At 58.6% G+C, this 20,067-nt stretch carries 12 protein-coding genes and 4 pseudogenes; 7 read left to right on the top strand and 9 right to left on the bottom strand.

Going from position 1 to position 20,067, the window contains the following annotated elements:
• Positions 1 to 360: 360 nt before the first annotated feature.
• Both ACVIYL_RS22425 and ACVIYL_RS22430 read right to left on the bottom strand, forming a co-directional pair.
• A pseudogene (locus ACVIYL_RS22425) lies at positions 361 to 717 on the bottom strand (IS256 family transposase); the annotation flags it as partial.
• A gap of 331 nt (positions 718 to 1,048) precedes the next feature.
• Complete coding sequence (locus tag ACVIYL_RS22430; RefSeq protein WP_456779795.1) at positions 1,049 to 1,885, bottom strand: calcium-binding protein; 837 nt, start codon at positions 1,883 to 1,885, stop codon at positions 1,049 to 1,051.
• A 595-nt stretch (positions 1,886 to 2,480) separates the two neighbouring features.
• Here ACVIYL_RS22430 and ACVIYL_RS22435 point away from each other — a divergent pair.
• The 5 genes and pseudogenes from ACVIYL_RS22435 to ACVIYL_RS22455 form a co-directional block, all read left to right on the top strand.
• Positions 2,481 to 2,744, top strand: a pseudogene (locus ACVIYL_RS22435) (transposase); the annotation flags it as partial.
• A 339-nt stretch (positions 2,745 to 3,083) separates the two neighbouring features.
• Positions 3,084 to 3,932, top strand: a complete 849-nt coding sequence (locus ACVIYL_RS22440; RefSeq protein ID WP_456779796.1) for a hypothetical protein — start codon at positions 3,084 to 3,086, stop codon at positions 3,930 to 3,932.
• Between the two features lie 63 nt (positions 3,933 to 3,995).
• Entirely contained in the window at positions 3,996 to 6,449 is a 2,454-nt protein-coding gene (locus ACVIYL_RS22445) for a glycosyltransferase family 2 protein (protein ID WP_456779797.1), read from the top strand.
• Positions 6,450 to 6,535: 86 nt separating this feature from the next.
• Entirely contained in the window at positions 6,536 to 8,800 is a 2,265-nt protein-coding gene (locus tag ACVIYL_RS22450) for a glycosyltransferase family 2 protein (RefSeq protein WP_456779798.1), read from the top strand.
• Between the two features lies 1 nt (position 8,801).
• The gene (locus tag ACVIYL_RS22455; RefSeq protein WP_456779799.1) at positions 8,802 to 9,038 is read left to right on the top strand and encodes a hypothetical protein; all 237 of its coding nucleotides are present in this window, start codon (positions 8,802 to 8,804) and stop codon (positions 9,036 to 9,038) included.
• Positions 9,039 to 9,208: 170 nt separating this feature from the next.
• Here ACVIYL_RS22455 and ACVIYL_RS22460 read toward each other — a convergent pair whose 3' ends face one another.
• From ACVIYL_RS22460 to ACVIYL_RS22490, 7 genes and pseudogenes are all read right to left on the bottom strand, one after another.
• On the bottom strand, positions 9,209 to 9,886 hold the full coding sequence (locus tag ACVIYL_RS22460) for a helix-turn-helix domain-containing protein (protein ID WP_456779800.1): 678 nt from the start codon (positions 9,884 to 9,886) through the stop codon (positions 9,209 to 9,211).
• A gap of 188 nt (positions 9,887 to 10,074) precedes the next feature.
• The gene (locus ACVIYL_RS22465; RefSeq protein WP_456779801.1) at positions 10,075 to 11,421 is read right to left on the bottom strand and encodes an IS5 family transposase; all 1,347 of its coding nucleotides are present in this window, start codon (positions 11,419 to 11,421) and stop codon (positions 10,075 to 10,077) included.
• A gap of 334 nt (positions 11,422 to 11,755) precedes the next feature.
• On the bottom strand, positions 11,756 to 12,478 hold the full coding sequence (locus ACVIYL_RS22470) for a CBS domain-containing protein (RefSeq protein ID WP_456779802.1): 723 nt from the start codon (positions 12,476 to 12,478) through the stop codon (positions 11,756 to 11,758).
• Positions 12,479 to 12,540: 62 nt separating this feature from the next.
• Positions 12,541 to 12,716: pseudogene (locus ACVIYL_RS22475) on the bottom strand (c-type cytochrome); the annotation flags it as partial.
• 136 nt (positions 12,717 to 12,852) lie between these two features.
• Positions 12,853 to 14,484: a putative bifunctional diguanylate cyclase/phosphodiesterase gene (locus ACVIYL_RS22480; RefSeq protein ID WP_456779803.1), complete on the bottom strand. Its 1,632-nt coding sequence runs from the start codon at positions 14,482 to 14,484 to the stop codon at positions 12,853 to 12,855.
• Positions 14,485 to 15,073: 589 nt separating this feature from the next.
• A complete protein-coding gene (locus ACVIYL_RS22485; protein ID WP_456779804.1) occupies positions 15,074 to 16,477 on the bottom strand; it encodes a GGDEF domain-containing protein in 1,404 nt (467 codons plus the stop codon).
• A gap of 294 nt (positions 16,478 to 16,771) precedes the next feature.
• A complete protein-coding gene (locus ACVIYL_RS22490) occupies positions 16,772 to 17,095 on the bottom strand; it encodes a hypothetical protein (RefSeq protein WP_456779805.1) in 324 nt (107 codons plus the stop codon).
• A gap of 565 nt (positions 17,096 to 17,660) precedes the next feature.
• On the opposite strand from ACVIYL_RS22490, the pseudogene ACVIYL_RS22495 reads away from it, so the two are divergent.
• A pseudogene (locus tag ACVIYL_RS22495) lies at positions 17,661 to 19,273 on the top strand (oleate hydratase).
• Between the two features lie 26 nt (positions 19,274 to 19,299).
• Positions 19,300 to 20,058, top strand: a complete 759-nt coding sequence (locus tag ACVIYL_RS22500) for a glucose 1-dehydrogenase (protein WP_456779806.1) — start codon at positions 19,300 to 19,302, stop codon at positions 20,056 to 20,058.
• The last annotated feature ends 9 nt before the right edge of the window (positions 20,059 to 20,067 follow it).

The following is a 20,067-nucleotide window of genomic DNA, read 5'->3' on the forward strand; positions in this document are numbered from 1 at the left end:
CACTCGAAGGTGCCGCTTGGCGAATTGATGTCATTCGCGCCAGAGCCGCACACCGTTCTGCCAGAGCAGCGTTACCCGATCGCCGGTATCTACGGCTTCGGCCGCGGAATGATCGCGCGGGCGGCGGTCTCCGGGCAGGAGATCGCGGCAGATCAGCTCTTCAGAATAAAGTCTGGGCAATTCATCTATAGCCGCTTGAAGTCGTTCGAAGGCGCATTCGCCGTCGTGTCGGACGATGTGGATGGCTACTTTGTATCTAATGAGTTTCCAACCTTCGACGTCCGCACAGACTCGAATCCGCATTCCTCGGCTGGTATTTCCGGCAGCCGCGGGTGTGGCGTCAGCTGGCGTCCGATGGAAGGGGTAGACCGATGTGATCGCCTCGGGGAAGCTCTTCAGTCCGTCGACGACGGCAATCAGGATGTCGTTGACGCCGCGCGCCTTCAGCTCATTGACGACCCGCAGCCAGAACTTGGCGCCCTCGGTCTGCTCGATCCAGAGCCCGAGCACGTCTTTCTCGCCGTCGCTGTTGTAGGCGAGCGCAACGTAGGCCGCCTTGTTCTCGACCAGCCCTTCGTCGCGTATCTTGACCCGCAGCGCGTCAAAAATGACGGTCGGGTACACGGCGTCGAGCGGCCGGCTCTGCCATTCTCGGACCTCATCGAGGACGGCGTCGGTCACCCGGCTGATGAGATCGGGCGAGACCTCGGCGCCGTAAGTCATCCTGCCGCGTTGAGTTGCCGACAAACCTTTTCAGTCTCGCTTTGAAGATCACGTCCATGTATCTTTTGAAGATCACGTCCATGTATCGATGCCCGCGGTGACGGGACCTATTGCCGGCCGGTTGAAGTCTTTCGACGAAGATAGACGGACTGCTTCCATGTCAGTTCACGTTGTCGCAGATAGCTGCACCAAGCTTGGTGCCATTTCTGGCATACTCGCTCAAAAACACGAGCTTACGGCCGAGTTGCTCGGCGCAGGCCGCTGCCTCTTCCGATACCGTAGTGGCGGATGTCGGCCAAAAAGGGAGCACCAAACCAAGCAACAACTAAGGCAGATGTAGAACCTGATCCGTGAACCTGAGTTCTTCGACCTCCGTCACCGATATTGTCTGGTCATCATAAAAATCCAGCGTGTAGGTCGACGTGCGCGCATCAAACTCGATTGTCGCATCATGGAATGAGCGATCTCCAAATATGACGGTATCGTAGCCCGTTCCACCAACGATCGTGTCGTTTCCAGTATGCGATTGTATGTAGAACTTGTCGTTTCCAGCGCCGCCATCAAGCGTGTCATTCCCGGTGCCTCCGTACAAACTATCGTCGCCGGCGCCGCCAAGAAGCCACTGCGCACCGCTTCCTGCCGTCAGATAATCGTTTCCGGCGCCGCCGTCCAACGTGTCATTGCCTGAACCGCCATAGATGCTGTCGTTCCCAGCGCCGCCGAACAGCAAGTTGCTGCCGTTCGCAGCACCGGCATTGATAACGTCGTCGCCGTTCCCCCCGTATACGGTATCGTTGCCGGCATCGGATAAATTCACAGTATCGGAGCCTTGGCCCAAGGCGACGAACACGCTGTTATTGCCACCGGTGATATTTAGCGTACTGCCGCCGGCGTCATCTAGTATGATCGCTTTCAGAGCGGGATTAGTCTCGACCGTCGTGGAGGACGACACGTCGAGGATCTGGACGGTCGGTGGGACTTGGCCTCCAGGAAATGGCCCGGACTGAAACCAAGCTCTTGTGCCATCCCCAGGATGATCCTGAAAAACACCACTACGTTCAAGGGAGTCAATCAGCGCTGTTCTGACGCTCGCCTCGATATGATTGCCGTTTTGGTGGAGGACTTGCCCCAGCTCAGTTTTGGTTAAGTATGTTACGGCCATGGGCCCTCATATTGTCGGTGTAGGTTTAGATCTTCGCCCAGCAGAACAAGTTGGTTGAGCTAGCCGAGCAACGAATGGGCGAGCGCTGTACGAGCCGTGCAACGGGTGTGCCAACAGTTGCTCAATCCAAGCAAAGCAGCAGAAAGTGAGCTGTGCGAAGTGCACCGTAAAATGCGTGCTGCAAATCAGACATCGCGGTCCGGACGCGTCAATCACTGTCGGAAACAAGACGAAGGGTGGACGCTGCTAATCTCTGACTCCCGATCGCGTTGCCATTGAAAGTAGTGCGCGCGCGGCTGGAAGGCTGGCGACATGGGGAGGGTGCGTAGGGTTCTGTCCGGCCCGGAGGTAGCACGATTGTTGCATTGCTTTGGCCAAGATTACCGGAAGTGCTGCTCATCACCTAATCCGACCCGCCGGCCGCGCCTCAGTGTGCCCGCAACTAGGCGGCTGGTCAGCTCTATCTCGATCCGGCGGAAGACGACGATGTATTTGGCTGAAGAGAGGCCAGCTTCAGGGGTGAACGACTCTGACTCTGTCTCGCCGGCTTAATCCGGTTTGAAAGTGCGTTCTGATCCAGGCTGAGGACTAGACCATGAAGCGCCGTCGTTATTCGGAAGAGCAGATCATCGGAATTTTGAAGGAGCATGAGGCTGGCGTGTCGGTCGCCAGTTTGTGCCGCAAGCATGGCGTTAGCTATGGCAGCATCTATAATTGGAAAGCCAGGTTTGGGGGAATGGAGGTCTCTGAAGTCCAGCGACTGAAGACGCTGGAGCACGAAAATAGCCGGCTGAAGCGACTGCTTACGGATACGATGCTCGACAATGCGGCGCTTAAGGATCTGCTGGGAAGGAATCTGGAAAAACACTTGTGACGTCAGCGGCCGCGCGGAACGTTGTTGTTGCGCATCTCGCGGATGTGCCTACGGGACGAGCGGCATGTGCCTTCGGGGCGCGAGGGTCGGTAATGCCAGATGACAAGCAAATGCCTGAGATCGGAGTCTCACCATTCCGCTATGCAGAGCCGATCCTTGCATGTCGGCGGAATCCGCGTGGACGTGAGGCAACGCCCCGCAGCGAACTCTGCGCGCGGAGCGAAGCATGGTCCGGTTTGATACGGCGCCGCCTTGGCTCTTGCAGAGCGGGCGGTTGAAAGCTGAGAGGAATTGCAATGTTCTGGATCTGCCCGGGGGTAAATGATGAGCGATGCTGAGCAAGTGAAAGCGGTGGGCCTCCGCCGAGGACTGTTTTTCGTGCACTATCATAGTGCGGAAGACGCCGCCTCTCCACCCCAGGTAGCGGCGTTTCCTGCCGCAGGCCACGAAAATCGCATGGAAATCATCCTGCACCCCGATACCAGCGAACCAGTTCTTCGGGGGCCGAATTCCCGCTTGCTCGTCAAAGTCAATACGCCGGGCTTGCTGCACGTCCAAGTCCAGCAAATGAAGCCCGGAGGATCGCGGGCTGCCGTGCTTCGAATCGAACCGATCTGGTCTCGAGAGGCGTCCACCGATTTGCATACAACTGTAGCGACCGAGCGGTTAAAGGTACTTGGCCACGTGGCAAGTCGCGGCGACATCGTTGTTGGACCCAATACGTGGATTGCGGGGCCCACAGCACCGTCTCGTGTAGAGGGCCTCGCCTTGGAATGGCCGGAGAAGCCGATCGGTGTCGATATCCGCTATGCTGTCCGATTCGCCGATGGCCAGACGGGTAGCGGTGGAATGGTGCCGCTCGGTGCTTATGCCGGTACTCGCGGGCAGGCGCTGCCGCTCACGGGCTTGGCCCTAGAAGTGAATGGTACTGCGGAGCTGGAGTTTGTGGCAGAAGCTGCGTTTTTGAACTCACCAATCATGCGAGCTGTCGGCAAGCGTGTGGTGCTGACTAGGCCGACCGACCGTCAACCCTTAGTAGGTATCCGCATCGGCATCGAGCGAGTGGCGGCCGCGGAACAGATCGCAGCTTCCGCGACGAGGCGAAGACCCGCCGGATATCGGCGGTTCCGGGTCTTCCGCGGCCGGCTCCGCCAAGAGAGCTCAACCTCCTAAAGCCACCAGCACAATGCGACTTCAGGACCGCCTGCAAGCGACCACAATTGGCCAGGTGACATCATGATCCGCAGCGTGGGCAATGCTGCCCCTGCGTTTGTCGGATCTCGTTCAGATATTGTGCTTGAGCGCTTGGCAGCGCAGGCACTCACCGCTCGGGACTTCATTGCGGCGTTCAAATACGCGGACAGACGCTGCCGCATCGGAATCCCGCCAGCCGCCCACTGCTTCGTTCTCCGAGCAGAAGCAAATTGGGGACTTGGACGCGAGCAAGCTGCGCTAGCCGATCTCGCCGAAGCGCTTATTGTCGACCCTCTCGATGTTGGTGCCAATCGTCGGATGTTTGCGTGGGCCGCGGACGAGCGGCGGCGAACTGCGGCATTCAATCTAATTGCTCGCGATGGCAGTCCGCCCATCCTTCGAGCTGCCATCGCGGAACTCCGGCAGGCTGGGCATCGACAATGGGCCGCGTGCACTGCGTTTGACAATCACGTGATTGGATGGGGCGCCTGTACCAACGCGACCACTGTCGAAGCCACCCTTGCGACTGAGGATAGCTTCCTAACAAGCGTATTGGAGCTCGACATATTTCATCCCTTGGCCAGCATTGACGTCCGGGCAAAGAACTTTCTCCTTAAGCGTCCGCTATCCAGACTCCCGCAGACATTGACGTTGAAATGCGACGAAGAGATCTTTCACACTCGAAGGCTGCCTCCCAACCGATCGCAGCCATTACAATTTCGACACGTTGCCGGTCCCAAAGCTAAACGACGCTCCAGCACCATTGCGCCAACCGTTATCGTTCCTGTGTATCGAGACCTCCACGCAACGATCGACTGCTTTGAAAGCTTAGCCAAGGCCAAGGCTGCGGGCGGGATTGGAAAAGACAGCTTCCGAATTCTGGCCGTCGATGATGCCAGTCCAGAGAAGGAAATCCGGAGTTATCTGCGCGAACTTGCCGCCACTAACAACATCGATCTCATGTCAAATGCCATAAATCTAGGCTTTGTAGGAGCGGTCAATCGCGCTCTCAAGAAGGTATCAGCCGGTGACGTCGTGCTGCTTAATTCCGACACCATTGTAGCACCAGGCTTCGCGGATAGATTGGCTGCGGTAGCCCGTTCAGCACCGAACATCGGGATGGTCACGCCCCTTTCCAACAATGGCGACATCTTTTCGTTCCCGAGGCCGAACGAGTCCAATCCGATGCCAAGTTATGAGCAAATGCTCGAGATCGATCAGGTTGCGGCCATCGCCAATGCTGCCGACGCAATTGCTGTGCCGAGCGGCATCGGATTTTGTCTCTATGTCACACGTGACTGTCTCGATGCCGTCGGCCAGCTATCAGAAACATTTGATCGGGGCTATCTTGAGGATGTCGATCTCTGTCTGCGGGCGCGAGCCAAAGGCTTCTGGAGTGTTTGTGCACCATCTGTGTATGTCGGACATCATGGCTCTCGATCGTTCCAGCAGGAGAAGCGTAGCTTGGTGCTCCGCAATCTCGAGCTTCTGGATCAGCGATTTCCGAGCTACCGAACGGAATGCCGTGCTTTTGAGGTCGCCGATCCCTTGCGGTCGGCGCGCGCGAGGCTTGAGCGCGCTTTGCCCTGGTCGTCAGACCCATCCGTTCTGATTGTCGGGAATCATCGCACTTGCTCTGCCATGGCCGAGGAGCGAGCGCGTCATCTCAGCCAGCATGGTGAGCGCGTGGTTCTCCTGCTGTGGGAGCGCGATGTCTTCCAGCTTAAAGCGGCCAACGGAACAATCCCGCAGGCACTCGATTTGAGCCTCAGCACCGAGGCAGCTATCGCGGACGCCGCCGAAATTCTTGCGCGATTAGGGGCGAAGCGAATCGAAATCATGGAATGGACTCTGCCGCCAGTGTTGATGAAACTGATGAGAGAGCTCTCCTCTGAGGTCAGTTTCTGGGTGGTGAGAGGGAACCTTGGAGTCGCGACCTCAGTTTCGGGCGACATGCAACTTCTTGTTCCAAATGAGGTAGCAAAGGCCTTTGCTCAAGCCCACTGGCCCAAAAGCAAGATCGTCCTCGATGAATGGGCTCCTCGTTTTCTCAGCCTGCCGCCGATATCCGATTCGAGCAAATCGCTCGTCATCGTGCCATTGACCCCCTCTGCCTCGTCCTTCTGCTTGATGCGAAGTTTGGCAGATCGTCTGCGCCGACGCGAGCCGTTGATTTCGGTCATCATTGCCGGCGCAACGTGTGGCGACGATCGGCTGATGTCGTACCCAAATGTCTTCATAACGGGGCAAATTGCAGTCGACGAGCTTGGCGACGTTCTGGCGCCACATAATCCGGGTTGGCTACTTACCGATTTTGAGCAACCAGTGTTTGGCCACCCGCTTATTGAGACCGTGAAAAGGGCCATGCGACCTGTCGCATATCGCGACTGGGCAGGGGGATCGCTAAGGCCGCGCAAAGACGACCTTGTCATTCCAGCTGATGTAGACGAGCTAGGACTAGTAGACGCTGTCGTCAACTGGATCGCAGGGGCGTGAACATGTTGCCCCCTAGTCACACACCTAGAGAGCCGTCGATCACTTCGAAATTAGTCAGTCTGCTGGCGTTGGCTCACGACTGTACGGTGTCGGGCTTCGTGTTCGACCCTTGCACTCCGGAGCGCCGCTTTACTATCGAGGTTCTGCTCGATGGTTTGGTTCTACAAACGGCCTATGCTGATGTTTTCGTCCCCGGACTTTCGGATCAATGCGGGGATGGTGCTTGCGGCTTTGCAGTGAGCGTTGAACCAGATCTGCTCCGAGCCGCGAACGTTCTAGAGGCGCGCGTGGCTAATCTAGAAACGCCGATCGGGCAGCCAATCGACCTGGAGAACGGGCGAACAACTATTGTCGAGTGGCGCCCCACATGCGAGTTGCGTTGGTTGGGCGGACTGCATTTCCAAGGCTGGATCGACAGCGAAACCACTGCTGTTCTTCAAGCGTCCGTTGACGGGGAAGTCGTAGTCCAGGTCAGCACTATGGCCTGGACGCAGATCAGCGATGCTAGCGATCGAGTACACCGCAATGTCCGCGCCTTTGATTTCCACGTTCCCCAACGGTTTGCTGACGGACGTGTCCATGGAGTCTCTCTGCGCAGAGAGGACGGAGACAACGTTCCTGCAACGGCCGTTTTTGTCGCGTTCCCCGATGGTCTTGCACAAACAATCAGCACCACCGGTGACCATAGTGCCGCGCTTCTGCGTGCCAAACTGTATGACCAGCTCGTTCCTACCTCCGTCCCCCTTGCTGATTATGCGGATTGGCGTGATCGTTTCCCACTGCCAGAGCCGCGCGTAAGTCCGGGTCAACTGGCTGTAGTTGTTGCCGGAACCGCCGGAGCTGAACAAACGCTCTCCACATTAGCGACGCAAAGCCATCAACATTGGACAGCTGGTGTGATCGAGGGACAGCCGCTCTGCGTTGATCGGGACGCCATCGTCGGATTTCTTGAAGATGCTGCACCCGATGCGAACCATGTCGTCGTCACTATGGCAGGTGTCTCGCTCGAGCGACACGCCTTAGCGCGCGTCGGAGCTGCCTTCAATGGATATCCGGATACTACAGCGTTGTACGGAGATCTCGATTTTCGTACCGATGATGGTGGTCTCTGGCCGATTGCCTTTCCAGCATTCGACTACGAGAGAATGCTTGAGCAGGGTTACTGCGCGCACCTGTTTGCAGTCCGACGAGAAGTCCTGCTCATGGCGCTCGAGGCGCGCCCCGACAATCTATATCGTCTTTTCAATTGCCTGCTGGATCGCACCGGCCCTCATCAGGCCCGCATCCTCCACTTACCGGGAGCGTTGGCAACGTTGCCCAAGCTGAATCGAGCGGCTGCCAGCTCTCTCCTAGCTACCGCAAGCCACATGCACCTCCTCGCTCGTGGAATCGAGGCTGAAGTGACTCGGCAGCAGGGCAATCTCTTCCCAGCCGTTCGTATTAAACGGTCATTTCCTCGCGAGCGAGTAACCGTAATTGTCCCGACGCGCGACCGCTTGTCGCTCTTGCGCGTGTGCCTTGACAGCATTGCTCCCGCGGTCCAGCGGAGCCGCGGCAATATCCTCGTCGTAGACAATGGCAGCGCCGATCTAGGCACGATTGACTATCTGGCAAATCTGCCCCGACGTGGCATCCGGATTTTGCGGATTGAAGGCCCGTTTAATTTCGCAAGGCTTAACAATCAGGCTATCGCTATGCTTGACAGCGAAGTCCTATGTCTCCTCAACAACGATATCGAGGCGAGCTCGGATGATTGGCTCGAAGAAATGCTCACGCGGCTAGCCGAGCCAGATGTCGGAGCGGTCGGCGCATTGTTAACCTGGCCTGGTGGTGTCGTTCAACACGGCGGTGTCGTGTTGGGAATGAATTTTGCGGCAGCCCACGCCTTTACCGACAGGCTGGGTGGTGATCCTGGTTTCCTTGATCAGCTACGAGTAGCGCACGAGTGCGGCGCGGTAACTGCGGCCTGCCTCATGACCCGACGAAGCGACTATCTAGACTCAGGTGGAATGGACGAAGCGCGCTTTGCGGTGGCTTTCAATGATGTCGACTATTGTTTGCGGTTACGCCAAGCCGGCAAGCGCATCGTCTTTACGCCGCACGCGAAGCTAATCCACGCCGAAGCGGCTAGTCGAGGCAAGGACGACCGGGTCGACCGGCGAGATCGCCTCCAGCGCGAAGTCAACCTACTCCGTGCGCGTTGGAGGGAAACGCTCAATGAGGACCCGACCTACAATCCGCAGTTGTGTCGCGATGGGGTTCCTTATAGCGGACTTGCGTGCCCTCCCGGACCTCTTAAGCCACGGTATAACCGTAGCCCCATTGCACACGACTTGCCGCCAGGATTCTGAGATGACAGCTAACCAGCTCAACTCGCCAACGCGACCCGACCTGGTCTCGGCCAAAAAGGTGGCGTCCCGAGCCACGGTTCATCGGCTCGAGCAGGGCGATCTTGGAATTTCACTGAACACCTTCGCAATGGCCATGTTCATTCTGGGACGGCTCAACGCGGTGAGTACCGGCACATCGACCGGCAAAACGGAACATGCACGTAGATCGAGGCCGGCCGCCGAGTTGGAATCGACCTGAGCCATGTCCGGTAATCAGCCTCGTCGACCGCCGCGGAAAAATGCGGCGCCGTGGGGTAGCTGGTGTAGCGCGGCAGTTTATCCTGCCCATAGATGATCGCCAGGTTCGACCGCATCCTATTCCTTGCCTCTCACTTGCGGCCAATTATCGGAGCCTGGCTCGCCCTTCGCTTACGCCGCCATGATCCGGTTCGACACCGCGCGGTTGCGCAGTTCCACCCGACGCGAGGTCGGAAGGGAGATCACGCCGTTCTGCTCGAGCTGGGTAAAGGTGCGTGACACCGTTTCGATCGTCAGCCCGAGATAGTCGGCGATATCCTGCCGCGACATCGGAAGCTCGATCGCCGCATTCTTGACGGCGCGGTGGGCCATGTCGTGGAGGAAGCGGACGACGCGATCTTCGGCGCTGCAGATCAGCAGCATCAGATGCTCCTGGAAGCGACGCAGTTCCTGGGCCGTCGCATCCCAGAGTTGGCGTGCCAGATCCTTTTCGTGGGTCGCACGGACCATGAGCGCGGCGCGCTTGACCACGATGACCCGCGTCTCGGAGACGGCCTCGGCCGAGGAGATATGGGTCTCGCCGGCCTCGAAGCCGAAAATATCCCCGGGCAGATAGAATGCGCCGATCTGGCGACGTCCGTCTTCCAGAATCTTGTAGGTTCGGACGGCGCCGGAAACGACCTGATAGAGGTATTCCGCGGCCTCGTCCTCGCCGTAAATTTCGCTGTTGCGGGCGAACCGCATCGGCGTCCCAACCATGCCGAAGGGTCCTTCAACACGCGCCCGCCGGCTGAGGATGCTGGTCGGGTGACGGCTGTTCTCGAAAGAAATGGCGTTCTGGGTCTGCATGGCGACGCTCCATGAATGGGAAGATCGATGGAGGCAGATTGATCGCATCTCGTGGATCGGGAAATTTGGATATTTCCCCTAAGTAGAAGCCACTTACGTATCTATACGTAGGTGCCGGACAACGAGCCTCCGCCGCGCCAGGGGTCGCTCGGCGCGTTGGTCGAGAGGCGAGGCTAGCTCGTCGGCCGTTAAGAAGGCGGATTAAGCCGAGCTGGACAATTGAGTGTGCGCCATAGCGAGACCAGCAACAGGCACAAAAGTTCTCTGAACCAGGCGAGGATGCGACGGAAGTTGCGGCCGACGGCTGAGAGGACGACGTTGGCGGCATCGCCGGCGCGTCCTTTGAGGTAGCACCGGCCGAGGTGTCCTTCGGCTTTGAGATGTCCGATGATAGGTTCGATGGCGGAGCGGCGGCGCAGCTCGCGCTTGATGGCGCCGAAGATGCCGCGCTTCTGGCCGGAGATGAAGACGCGGCGGGGATTTTGCGCGTCGTGGCCGCGGTAGCCCTTGTCGACATAAGCCCGCTCGATCGTGCAGCCGGTGAGTGTCTCGGCGCGGTCAATAACGTCCCGCAAGGTGTGACCGTCGTACGGGTTGTCGGGCAATGACTTGGCGTGCAGCACGAACAGGCCGCCGGGAGCGCGGCGATTGTTGGTGACGATGGAGGCCTTCACCCCGAACTCGTAAGGCGCGGCCGCTTTGCCCTTGCCGATGCACTCCACCTCCGGGGCATGGAAGGAATACAGCTTCCAGCCGCGCTGGCGCTGCTGCTGCGAGCGGATCTGCGTGGCCCGGCCAAGCGGGAGGGCGAACGCCTCCTCCAGTGCCGGCTGGCCCTCGATCTTGCGGCGGATGTCGCGGATGATCCGGCCCAGCCGGCTGTGCAGGATGCGCAGCTGTCGCTGGTGCCGGTTGAACTGTTTGGCATGAGCGTAACGGCCCGCCATCATCGCCGCGGCTTTGGCCACGCGAGAACAGGATTGCCGCAGCCTGACGCCGTGCTTCCTCGCCAGGCGGTTCAGCCCCCGGATCGCGGCATGCAGCAGTTTAGCGTCGGTCGGGAAGCTGATCGCCTTCGGTTGCACTGTGGTGTCGACCGTGACCCGCTTGAGGTCCTGGCTGCGTAACGCACCGGCCTCGTGCGCCACCCGAAGACTCTCGGCCAACAACCGCTCCAGCTTGTCGCCGAGCCGCTTGCGCCAATGGCTCAGGTCCGAACGCTCGTGCGGGAAAACGTGCTGGAAAAACTCTTCGCCGGTGAAGAACTGGAAGTACGGATCGTGCACCCAGCGCTCGCACACCCCCTCATCGGACAGTCCGTAAATGTGCTTGAGCAACAACAGCCCGATCATGAAGCGGGTCTCGATCCCCGGCCTGCCGTTCTCGCTGTAGAGCGGGGCGATCTCGGCGTCGATCCATTCCCGGTCGATCTTGCCGGCAAGCAGAACCAGCTCGTGCTTCATGTTGATGATCTGGTCCAGTCGCGCCCGGAACAGATCGTTCGATCCCGTCGTCTTGTGCTTCTTCGGTCGCATCGTCCCTCCGATGCGCCACAGAAGCACGGTTCACAACGGAGAGGAATCCACAAAACGAAATTGCAAGGTTTGCGGCGCCCAAGCCTCAAATCCCTGCAATCTCAAACGACGTCAAATCCCAAAAACAGACTCCCGCTCAATCGCTTACAGGCTTGTTCACAGCCGACTAGCTCCCGTTCTTGTCGGGATAGGCAGCGCGTGTGCTGGCTCCATTCCCGTCCTGTTCCCGAAGCCAGCGCGTCTGCTGCGATCGGTCACGGCGAGCACGAGCGCAAAGATGAGACAGACGGCTGCGACGACAAGCAGTGTACCATGTTGGACCCCTCGATCTGATCTAGCCGGCCGCCTTGATGTCTTCCGGCGATTCGACGTAGTAGCCCGAATAGCCGTCGACGAAGCAGAGATGATCGCGGACTTCCCTGACGCCCGCGGTGTTTTCAGCGAGGACGATCGCGGCCTGGCGAGCTCGTTCATCGAAGATTAGGCCGTGCAGATGCACGGCGCCGTTGCGTACCCAGACCTGGAAGCCGGCCGGCCGCCAGCCGGTGGCGTTAATTTCACGAAGGATCCGTTCACCGATGTGGCTGTCGTCGGCGGTCGGATCGGGAACTTCGCGCGCCAGCGATGCGACGGCCTGCAGGATGTCGGCCCGGGTGACGATTCCGACCATGGTCTTGCCGTTCACGACCGGCACCCGCTTCACGCCATGCTTGTGCATCAGATGCACGATTTCGTCGAGCGGTGTCTGTTCCTCGACGGTGATCGGGTTCGCCGTCATGACATCCTCGACCTTGCGGCCGCGCTCGTGCACGAAATCGGTCGCAGCGCGACCCACGCCGGTGAACAGTTCCAGCCATGCCGAGCGCTTGTGTCCTGTGCCGATCTCGGCGCGGTCCAGGAAATCTCCCTCGGACACCATGCCCCTGAGCGTGCCGTCTTCGTCCATCACCGCCAGACCACTGAGGTGACATCGCAGCATGATATTGGCCGCATCCAGGATCTTCGTGTGCGGACTGACGGCGATGATATGCTTGGTCATTATCTGATGCGCACGCATGTCGGACCTCCGTGTTGAAGCTTGAACAATGAGGCTTTGTGCGTTCCGCGCATTGACCTGGCTCAACGGTCCGCTTGGCCCCGCTCGAGAGATTTCAAGAACAGAATGAAGTCGTCCACCTGGTCCGGCTCGAAGCTGAACTGGGGCATATGGTCGGATGGCCGGTGACGATCCCTTCCGCCAGCGATTCCTGCAGCATCTCGACCGGATAGCGTTCGTGCAATGTCCGAGCCTCGGGCTGGCTGGAGGGTGATCCCGTAACCACAAGTCAAGCGCTTTCCGAGCACGCTGGAGATGTCTTTGGAGGAGATTGCGCATGGAGATTGCGCATGACTTGCTTGCAAACCGTCATGTGGCATAAACTCCTCAAGAACTCAGTGCGTCGGCTGGCGCATGTAGGCTTCTTGTCCATCTTCAGTAACCGCTCCGCGGCCGGCTTCACGATCGAGCAACGCGGGGATGCCGGCGGCTGAAACGGCACCACTGAACAGGTAACCTTGTCCTTCTGTGCAACCATTGGCCACCAGATAGCCCAACTGGCCTTCGTCTTCGACCCCCTCGGCCGTGGTCGTCAAACCAAATCCTTTAGCAAGGCCCAGTATAGCACGAACGATCACCCGGCTGTCCGAACGGTCACCGAGATGCGACACGAAGCTGCGGTCAATCTTGATCTTATCAAGACGAAACGAAAGCAGCTGGCTAAGCGTAGCATAACCTGTTCCGAAATCATCGAGCGCGATGCGGACGCCGGCTTGACGAAGTTCGTTAATCACGGTCTTTGCAACGCCGGTTTTCTCGACGAATGCGCTCTCGGTAATTTCAATCTCCAGGCGGCGTGGACTGAAACCGGTTTGCTCAAGGATCGATAGAATGCGCTCTCCAAGCGCGGAATCCCGCAATTGAACAGGCGAAATGTTGAAGGCAAGCGAAAACGTCTTCGGCCACGCGTTGGCATCAAAACAGGCGCGGCGAAAAAGCTGATCTCCAAGAGCGTTGATGAGGCCCGTTTCTTCTGCGATCGGGATAAACAAGTCGGGCGGGATATGCCCAAATGTCCTGTTTTCCCAACGCGCCAAGGCCTCGAACCCGACGATGCGTTTGCTTTCAAGTGAAACCAGCGGCTGGTAGTGGGGTTCGATAATATCCGCCGCGACAGCGCTGCGAAGCTCACGTTCGATGTGAATGCGCCGCTCGACATGCATGTCCATGTCTGGTTCGAAAAAGCGAACACGCGACTTGCCTTCGCCTTGCGCGCGATAAAGTGCGCGCTCTGCGCGCCTGACCAATTCATGGGGACTGACGCCGTCAAGTGGAGCGATAGCGATGCCAATTCCAACACCGAGCTCGGCTGCGCCATTCTCGATCGCGAAAGTGTCGGCGGCGGACGCCACGATACGGCGCGCCAGATTGGCGGGATCTTCGAGGGAGCTAATGTTTGGCAGAACGATCCCGAATTCGTCACCACCGATCCTCGCCAGGAGGCCATCCTTGCGCAAGATGTCGGTAAGCCTCTTGGCAAATTCGCAGAGTGCCTTGTCACCCGCTGCGTGGCCATGCGTGTCCTTGATAGACCTGAAGCCGTCGAGGCCAAGCATCAGAACGGCTATTTGGTGTGTCTCGGTGGCGAGGCCAAGGCACAGATCAAGTTCTTCATCAAACCAGCGGCGGTTCGGCAAGCCAGTCAATGGATCGTGTCGCGCCAGATCGCGGGCTTCTCCTTCTGCAATGGTTCGTGCTTCAGTTTCGCGGGCGAGTTCTCGATAGCGCCGAACACTGAAGATTGTAAGCGAAACGTTCAGGAAGAACGCGACGAGCATGACGAATACAAGATCGTCGAATATCGAATCTAAGCCCCGTCCCAGCTGAATCAGGCGAGGGCCGAGCTCATAGTGATGCGCTAAGATTGAAACGAGAACGAGGCCGCCGAAGAGAGCAATGAAATCCCTCGTAGCAGAACTACGCCAGTCGAAGCGCAATATGCGCGATGGTGGTGTTGAAAATCTCATCTCAGTCGAACCTTCGCTAATGCAGATTGGTTCAGTGAGCTTCTTACCCGTAGCATGAAAAAGTTCTTTCGAGCGGCCAGCAAATTCGCGTATCGTTAACACAGCCGGAGCAACGAGTGACCTCCTCAATATGCCGCTTCAAGACTTCGAGCGCTCTGGAGCGTGAGCGGCCAGAGCGAACGCCAGTTCGCGTGCGAGTTGGGTCAGCCGCGCAACGAACGCCGATAACGATCAGTGCAACTAGGTTCCTGCGAGTAGTGCACTATGATCCGGACCTTCTGCAATCCCCGGCGAGCGGATGTCGTGATCGCGGCGCGCCCCCGGGCCGGGCCGCCTTGGCGGGTGAGGCAACCGCCAGCTAAGCGCTCGACAGACCAAAGGCTGTCGAGCGGCCCCGTTGCGAGCAACGAATGGCAGCTGCCGGCGGCTAGTGGCAGCAGCCTGTGGCGGTGCGAACTCACCTGCAAACAGTGCAATCGATGGACCATGACCGTTGTTGGTAGCGTTGTGGTTCTGACTCGGAGAATGACAGCGAGAACCGGCGTCGGGCCAAGGCGATTCTGAGGCGAAGTGCGCGATCAACGATAACCTAAGCGACAACCACACGGTTGCGACCCTCAAATTTTGCGCGATAGAGCCGCTGGTCGGCGACGTTCAAGAACTCGTCGAGCGTGTCTCCATCGCGCCCGAACTCCGACACTCCAGCACTGATGGTGACGCCAACAGACGGTTCGGCGCCGACGTCGAATGCACTGCGTTCGATTGCGGACCGGAGGCGCTCGGCTACCGCACTGGCCGCGTCGAGCGTCGCCCCCGGAAGCAATACCATGAATTCTTCACCACCCACGCGCGCGACTGAGTCGTAAGGCCGAATCGCCTCCAGACACTTTCGCACGAATACGCGCAGGACCTCATCGCCGACGCTGTGACCGCGTGAGTCATTGATATCCTTGAAATGGTCGAGATCGAGCGATAGCAGAGACAATGGAGCACCGGTCCGCTTGGCCCGCGCGATCTCGGCGCCGATATGCTCTATGAAGTGGCGCCGATTGCCGGCACCAGTCAGTGGATCGGTGGCGGCAAGCCGCTCCAACCTTTGATTGCTCAGCTGCACTTGCTGGAGCGCCTTTTGAGTGTCGGCCATCGATTGAGCGAGGCGAGCCGTCATTTCTTCCTGGCTATAAATGGTCGCGAATGATTGCGTTGTTCTGAAGGCCTGGACAACGCCATAGCTGAGCAGAAAGAACCCGCCAGCAAAGATCGCGTGGGCCAGCCACCACATATGATTCCATGGCGCCGCCAGAATGAACGCGAGCGACGATAGCGCAAACCACGCGACGGAAACGCCGAAAACAAGCATGAGCGGCGAGTGAATCCGTCTCATGAGCATGACCAAGACGTTCAGCACACTGAATAGCAATGCGCCGCCCTCCATGGACAAGCGGACTGCCGGGTGCCCTGCATATGAAGAATAGGCAAGCAGAGCGACGGCGATGTCCATCGTTAGGAACAGGCCAATCCACATCAGCCATGCGCGTGCGTCCGAACGCTTCTCGAGCTCGTCTGACGGCTGATTGTAGCTGAGCAGGCCGACGAAGAGCAAAATCGACATCGCCAGACGCGACGCGGGCCCATAGAGCAGAAATAGCCAAATATTGCGGTGTGCCATCCCGGTGAAGGCACCGTGCAGCGAATAGATCAGCGCGAACGCCAGAAAACCAAGCGTCAACCAGCGCAACAGGGGCTCGCCTGAAGACCGGTAGCAACGCCAGGTCACATATGTGACGAACAGCCCCTCAAGGGTGGCGACGGCAATGGCGAACTCGTGGAATAGGTGATCTTCAAACGTCAGCGCGGGATCTTGCTGGAAATAAAGATAAGCGATGAACTGAGTGGGCAGCAGGGCGAGGCCGATGATGAGAAGGCTCGTATAGGCCTCTGTGACCAGCCGCAGCGCGTTGGGCGGCTCGTGCACCGTAAGATTAGTACTCATATGCTATACCGTCATTCCAAAATGATGCCGCGCGGTCCTTTCGTGAACTCTTCGGCCTTTCTTCAGAACCCTGGCGTCCGGCTGTACGGCCAAAGTGAGGGCGTCATGGCTCGTCCTCGCCGAAGGCCATCAACAGCCGGTACGGATGATCACCGCGGACGGGTGCGAAGGTCATGAGTACCTCTCCGTCCATCTGCTACACCCACTTGAGCAGGACGGTGACGCCGCCAGCATCAGCTTGTCATTCACGAGCGGCCAAGTGCCGCCGCTGCGGGATCGCCGGGGCGTGACGGGTTAGGTGTTCGAGCCCAGCACGTTTAGTCCACCCACTCCGCTAAAGGTAAGGGTATCGTGCGTGTTTAGCACGGTATCCCAGCTGCTGCCTCGAATCGTCACGATCTGCGACCCGTTCGAAAACGCGCCATCGGACGATGAGGAAATTACGAGCCCGTTGAGGAAAGGATTCTGCGCATTACCGTACTCAATCGTCTGCTTGCCACCCACCGGTAGCGCCGCTGTGACGATTGGTCCGGACTTGTTCGGCTCTGAGCCGACGCGCGTGATCAGCAACACCGTAAGTGTCAGCCCACTTTGATTGACAAGTTTCTTGTACGCCATCTGTGGCCTCCGTTATCTGCCGCTTGTCCCCGCGCCGAAATATGGGAGAGAGGTTCGGCTATATACATAAGCTGGTGGAGCTAGGCCCCTGCCAAATCTTGTAGGCAGTCAATATCAGGAACGTCAGATAGTTAGTATGCGATGCCGCTTCGGTGTAAGCGCGCCCAATGGCGCAATGTTGCAGGAATAGGCGACATCCCGGCTTACTCGGCACCGGCCAAACTGGTCGCCCTGGAGCGTTAGTATAGTTATCGGCACAGGCGCCACCGGCAGTATATGGATGTCGGTTTGCCGCCCGTGTCCGGTTGAGACGGTGAAGTCGGAAAACCGACATGACATGCTTCCAGTCCGTATTCAAGCAAGGCCACCAATCGGTCCGTTGCGTGCTGCAAAACTCTGCTGACATGGCTTTGATTGATCCCGATCAACGCGGCGCAGTTGCTACTTATGATCTTTGCAGTGATTTGTCCCAGAGCTGTGCTTCGCGAACGTTGTTTGCGCGCGCCGTTATCGGCGCGCCGATTGCACTGACTGATATTCCAACCGCTACATGCCGGAGAAAGTTATGTGCTCTGCCTCTTCCTTCTCCCGCCCGGATTCAACGAAGCAGGCGGTTCCTCGCAACGCCTATTTGATAGGAACAGGCATCGCCGCCTTAGCCGCAGCGGCCTACCTCCTCAAGGAGGGCGGGCTGTCGGGCCCAAATATCGTCCTTTTCGAACAAATGGAGCAGTTCGGCGGAAGCCTCGACGCACATGGCGATCCGAAGGGTGGATATGTCATGCGTGGCGGGCGTATGTTCGAGGAGAAGTTCAGCTGCACCTACGATTTGTTGTCCTTCATTCCTTCTATTACCGACCCGACGAAATCGGCCAAGGACGAACTGATGGAGTTTCATCAGGAGTTTTTCTGGAACGACAAGGCGCGCCTGGTTTCCGGCGGCCAGATCGTCGACGTCTCCGATCTGGGTTTCGGCGAGAGAGATCGGCTCGACCTGATCGCTCTTTGCGCGACGCCAGAATCGGTGCTCGGCGCCAGGACAATCCAGGACTGGTTCAAACCTCATTTCTTCCGCAGCAACTTCTGGCTCATCTGGTGCACGACCTTTGCTTTCGCACCTTGGCATAGTGCGGTCGAGTTCAAGCGCTACGCTTCCTGCATCTGTTCTCTACGATCGATACGATGGCGGGAATCTACCGCACGCAGTTCAACCAGTTCGACGCAATGGTCCGCCCGATTGTCGCATGGTTGAAGGCGCGGGGCGTGCGGCTCGAGATGAGGGCGGAAGTGACCGATATTGATGTCGTGGTCGAGGGCGGGCAGAAGACCGCGACCCAGTTGCACTATCAGAAGGGCGGTGAGGATTGCACCATCGAACTGGCCGAACGGGATGTTGTGTTCGTCACCATCGGGTCAATGACATCGGATACCAGCTACGGTTCTATGGACACGGTTCCGGTGCTGAACACGCGGCGAGCCGGAGGCTCCTGCCAACTTTGGGAGCGCCTGGCCGCCAAAAGCCCAGACTTCGGTCGTCCCGCTGCTTTCGTCTCCAACATCGATCAGTCCAAATTTGAATCATTTACGGTCACTGCAGACGACTCGAGCTTCTTCAACCGGCTTGAAGCCCTCTCCGGCAGTCGAGCCGGCGCGGGCGGACTGGTAACGATCAAAGACTCCAGTTGGCTACTGACCGTTGTCCTTAATCGTCAACCGCACTTTTACGAACAGCCGAAGAATGTCTGGGTGTGGTGGGGATATGGACTTCTCCCGGACAAGCCGGGTGACTTCGTGCACAAGCCGATGTCGGAGTGCACGGGGCGTGAAATCCTCACCGAGTTGCTTTCGCACCTGCGATTCACAGAGAGCATTGCGCACATTCTCGACACTTCGCGAGTCATGACGTCGCTGATGCCTTACGTTACGGCCCAGTTCATGCCGCGCGCGAGGTCTGACCGACCGGAGGTCATTCCGAACGGATCGCGCAATCTCGCCTTCATCGGCCAATTCTGCGAGGTCCCCGACGACGTAGTCTTTACCGTCGAATATTCCGTGCGCGCGGCGCAGATCGCTGTTTTCGGTCTACTCGACGTCCAGCGTCCGGTCTCACCCTTTTACAAAGGCCAGCATGATCCCAGCGTCCTCTTCGATGCCTGGAAGACGCTGCACCGTCACTAATCAACGGCAGGCAGCAAGGATCCGTCATGGGACGTGTGAACAACAAAGTCATTTTGGTGACGGGCGGGGCTCGCGGGATGGGCGCAGCTCATGCGCGCCTATTGGTGGCTGAGGGGGCCAAGGTCGTCATCACTGATATTCTGCATACGGAAGGCGAAGCTCTTGCCGCTCAACTTGGCGGATCCGCCATCTTTGTCCGTCAGGACGTCACCCAGTCAGAGGAGTGGGCCGAGGCGGTGGCAAGCGCCGAACGGCGGTTCGGCCTGCTGCACGGGCTGGTCAACAATGCGGGGATTACCAACATGGCCCCCCTCGAGCAGTTCCCGCTCGATCAATGGAATAAGACCCTCGCCGTCAATCTGACCGGTGTATTCCTCGGAATGCGGGCGGCGTTGCCGGCCATCAGGCGCGCCGGCGGAGGTTCGATTGTCAACATCTCGTCGGTCGAGGGGCTGCGAGGCAGTGCCGGTCTGCATGCCTACGTCGCTTCCAAGTTCGGCGTGCGGGGGATAACCAAGTCCGCTGCGCTGGAAGCCGCGGCCTTTGGGGTCCGAGTCAACTCGATCCATCCCGGCTTCGTCGCCACCCCGATGACCGAGAGGTTCGAGTCCTCTCTTTTCCCCATTCCGCTCGGCCGGCCGGCCGAGCCGCAGGAGGTGTCGCAGGCAGTCTTGTTCCTACTCAGCGATGAGTCCAGCTACCTCACTGGTTCCGAGATCGTCATCGATGGCGGCCTCACGGTCGGCGTCCCGCGCATATGCCCAGGGCCCGAGAACATCTTCTGATGAGCCAAA

This window comes from Bradyrhizobium sp. USDA 3315 (assembly GCF_054056795.1).

Coding starts and splice junctions, on each gene's coding strand:
- ACVIYL_RS22460 (WP_456779800.1), bottom strand. CDS start 9,886: ATGCAGACCCAGAACGCCATTTCTTTCGAGAACAGCCGTCACCCGACC.
- ACVIYL_RS22430 (WP_456779795.1), bottom strand. CDS start 1,885: ATGGCCGTAACATACTTAACCAAAACTGAGCTGGGGCAAGTCCTCCAC.
- ACVIYL_RS22455 (WP_456779799.1), top strand. CDS start 8,802: ATGACAGCTAACCAGCTCAACTCGCCAACGCGACCCGACCTGGTCTCG.
- ACVIYL_RS22445 (WP_456779797.1), top strand. CDS start 3,996: ATGATCCGCAGCGTGGGCAATGCTGCCCCTGCGTTTGTCGGATCTCGT.
- ACVIYL_RS22465 (WP_456779801.1), bottom strand. CDS start 11,421: ATGCGACCGAAGAAGCACAAGACGACGGGATCGAACGATCTGTTCCGG.
- ACVIYL_RS22490 (WP_456779805.1), bottom strand. CDS start 17,095: ATGGCGTACAAGAAACTTGTCAATCAAAGTGGGCTGACACTTACGGTG.
- ACVIYL_RS22500 (WP_456779806.1), top strand. CDS start 19,300: ATGGGACGTGTGAACAACAAAGTCATTTTGGTGACGGGCGGGGCTCGC.
- ACVIYL_RS22485 (WP_456779804.1), bottom strand. CDS start 16,477: ATGAGTACTAATCTTACGGTGCACGAGCCGCCCAACGCGCTGCGGCTG.
- ACVIYL_RS22470 (WP_456779802.1), bottom strand. CDS start 12,478: ATGCGTGCGCATCAGATAATGACCAAGCATATCATCGCCGTCAGTCCG.
- ACVIYL_RS22480 (WP_456779803.1), bottom strand. CDS start 14,484: ATGAGATTTTCAACACCACCATCGCGCATATTGCGCTTCGACTGGCGT.
- ACVIYL_RS22440 (WP_456779796.1), top strand. CDS start 3,084: ATGAGCGATGCTGAGCAAGTGAAAGCGGTGGGCCTCCGCCGAGGACTG.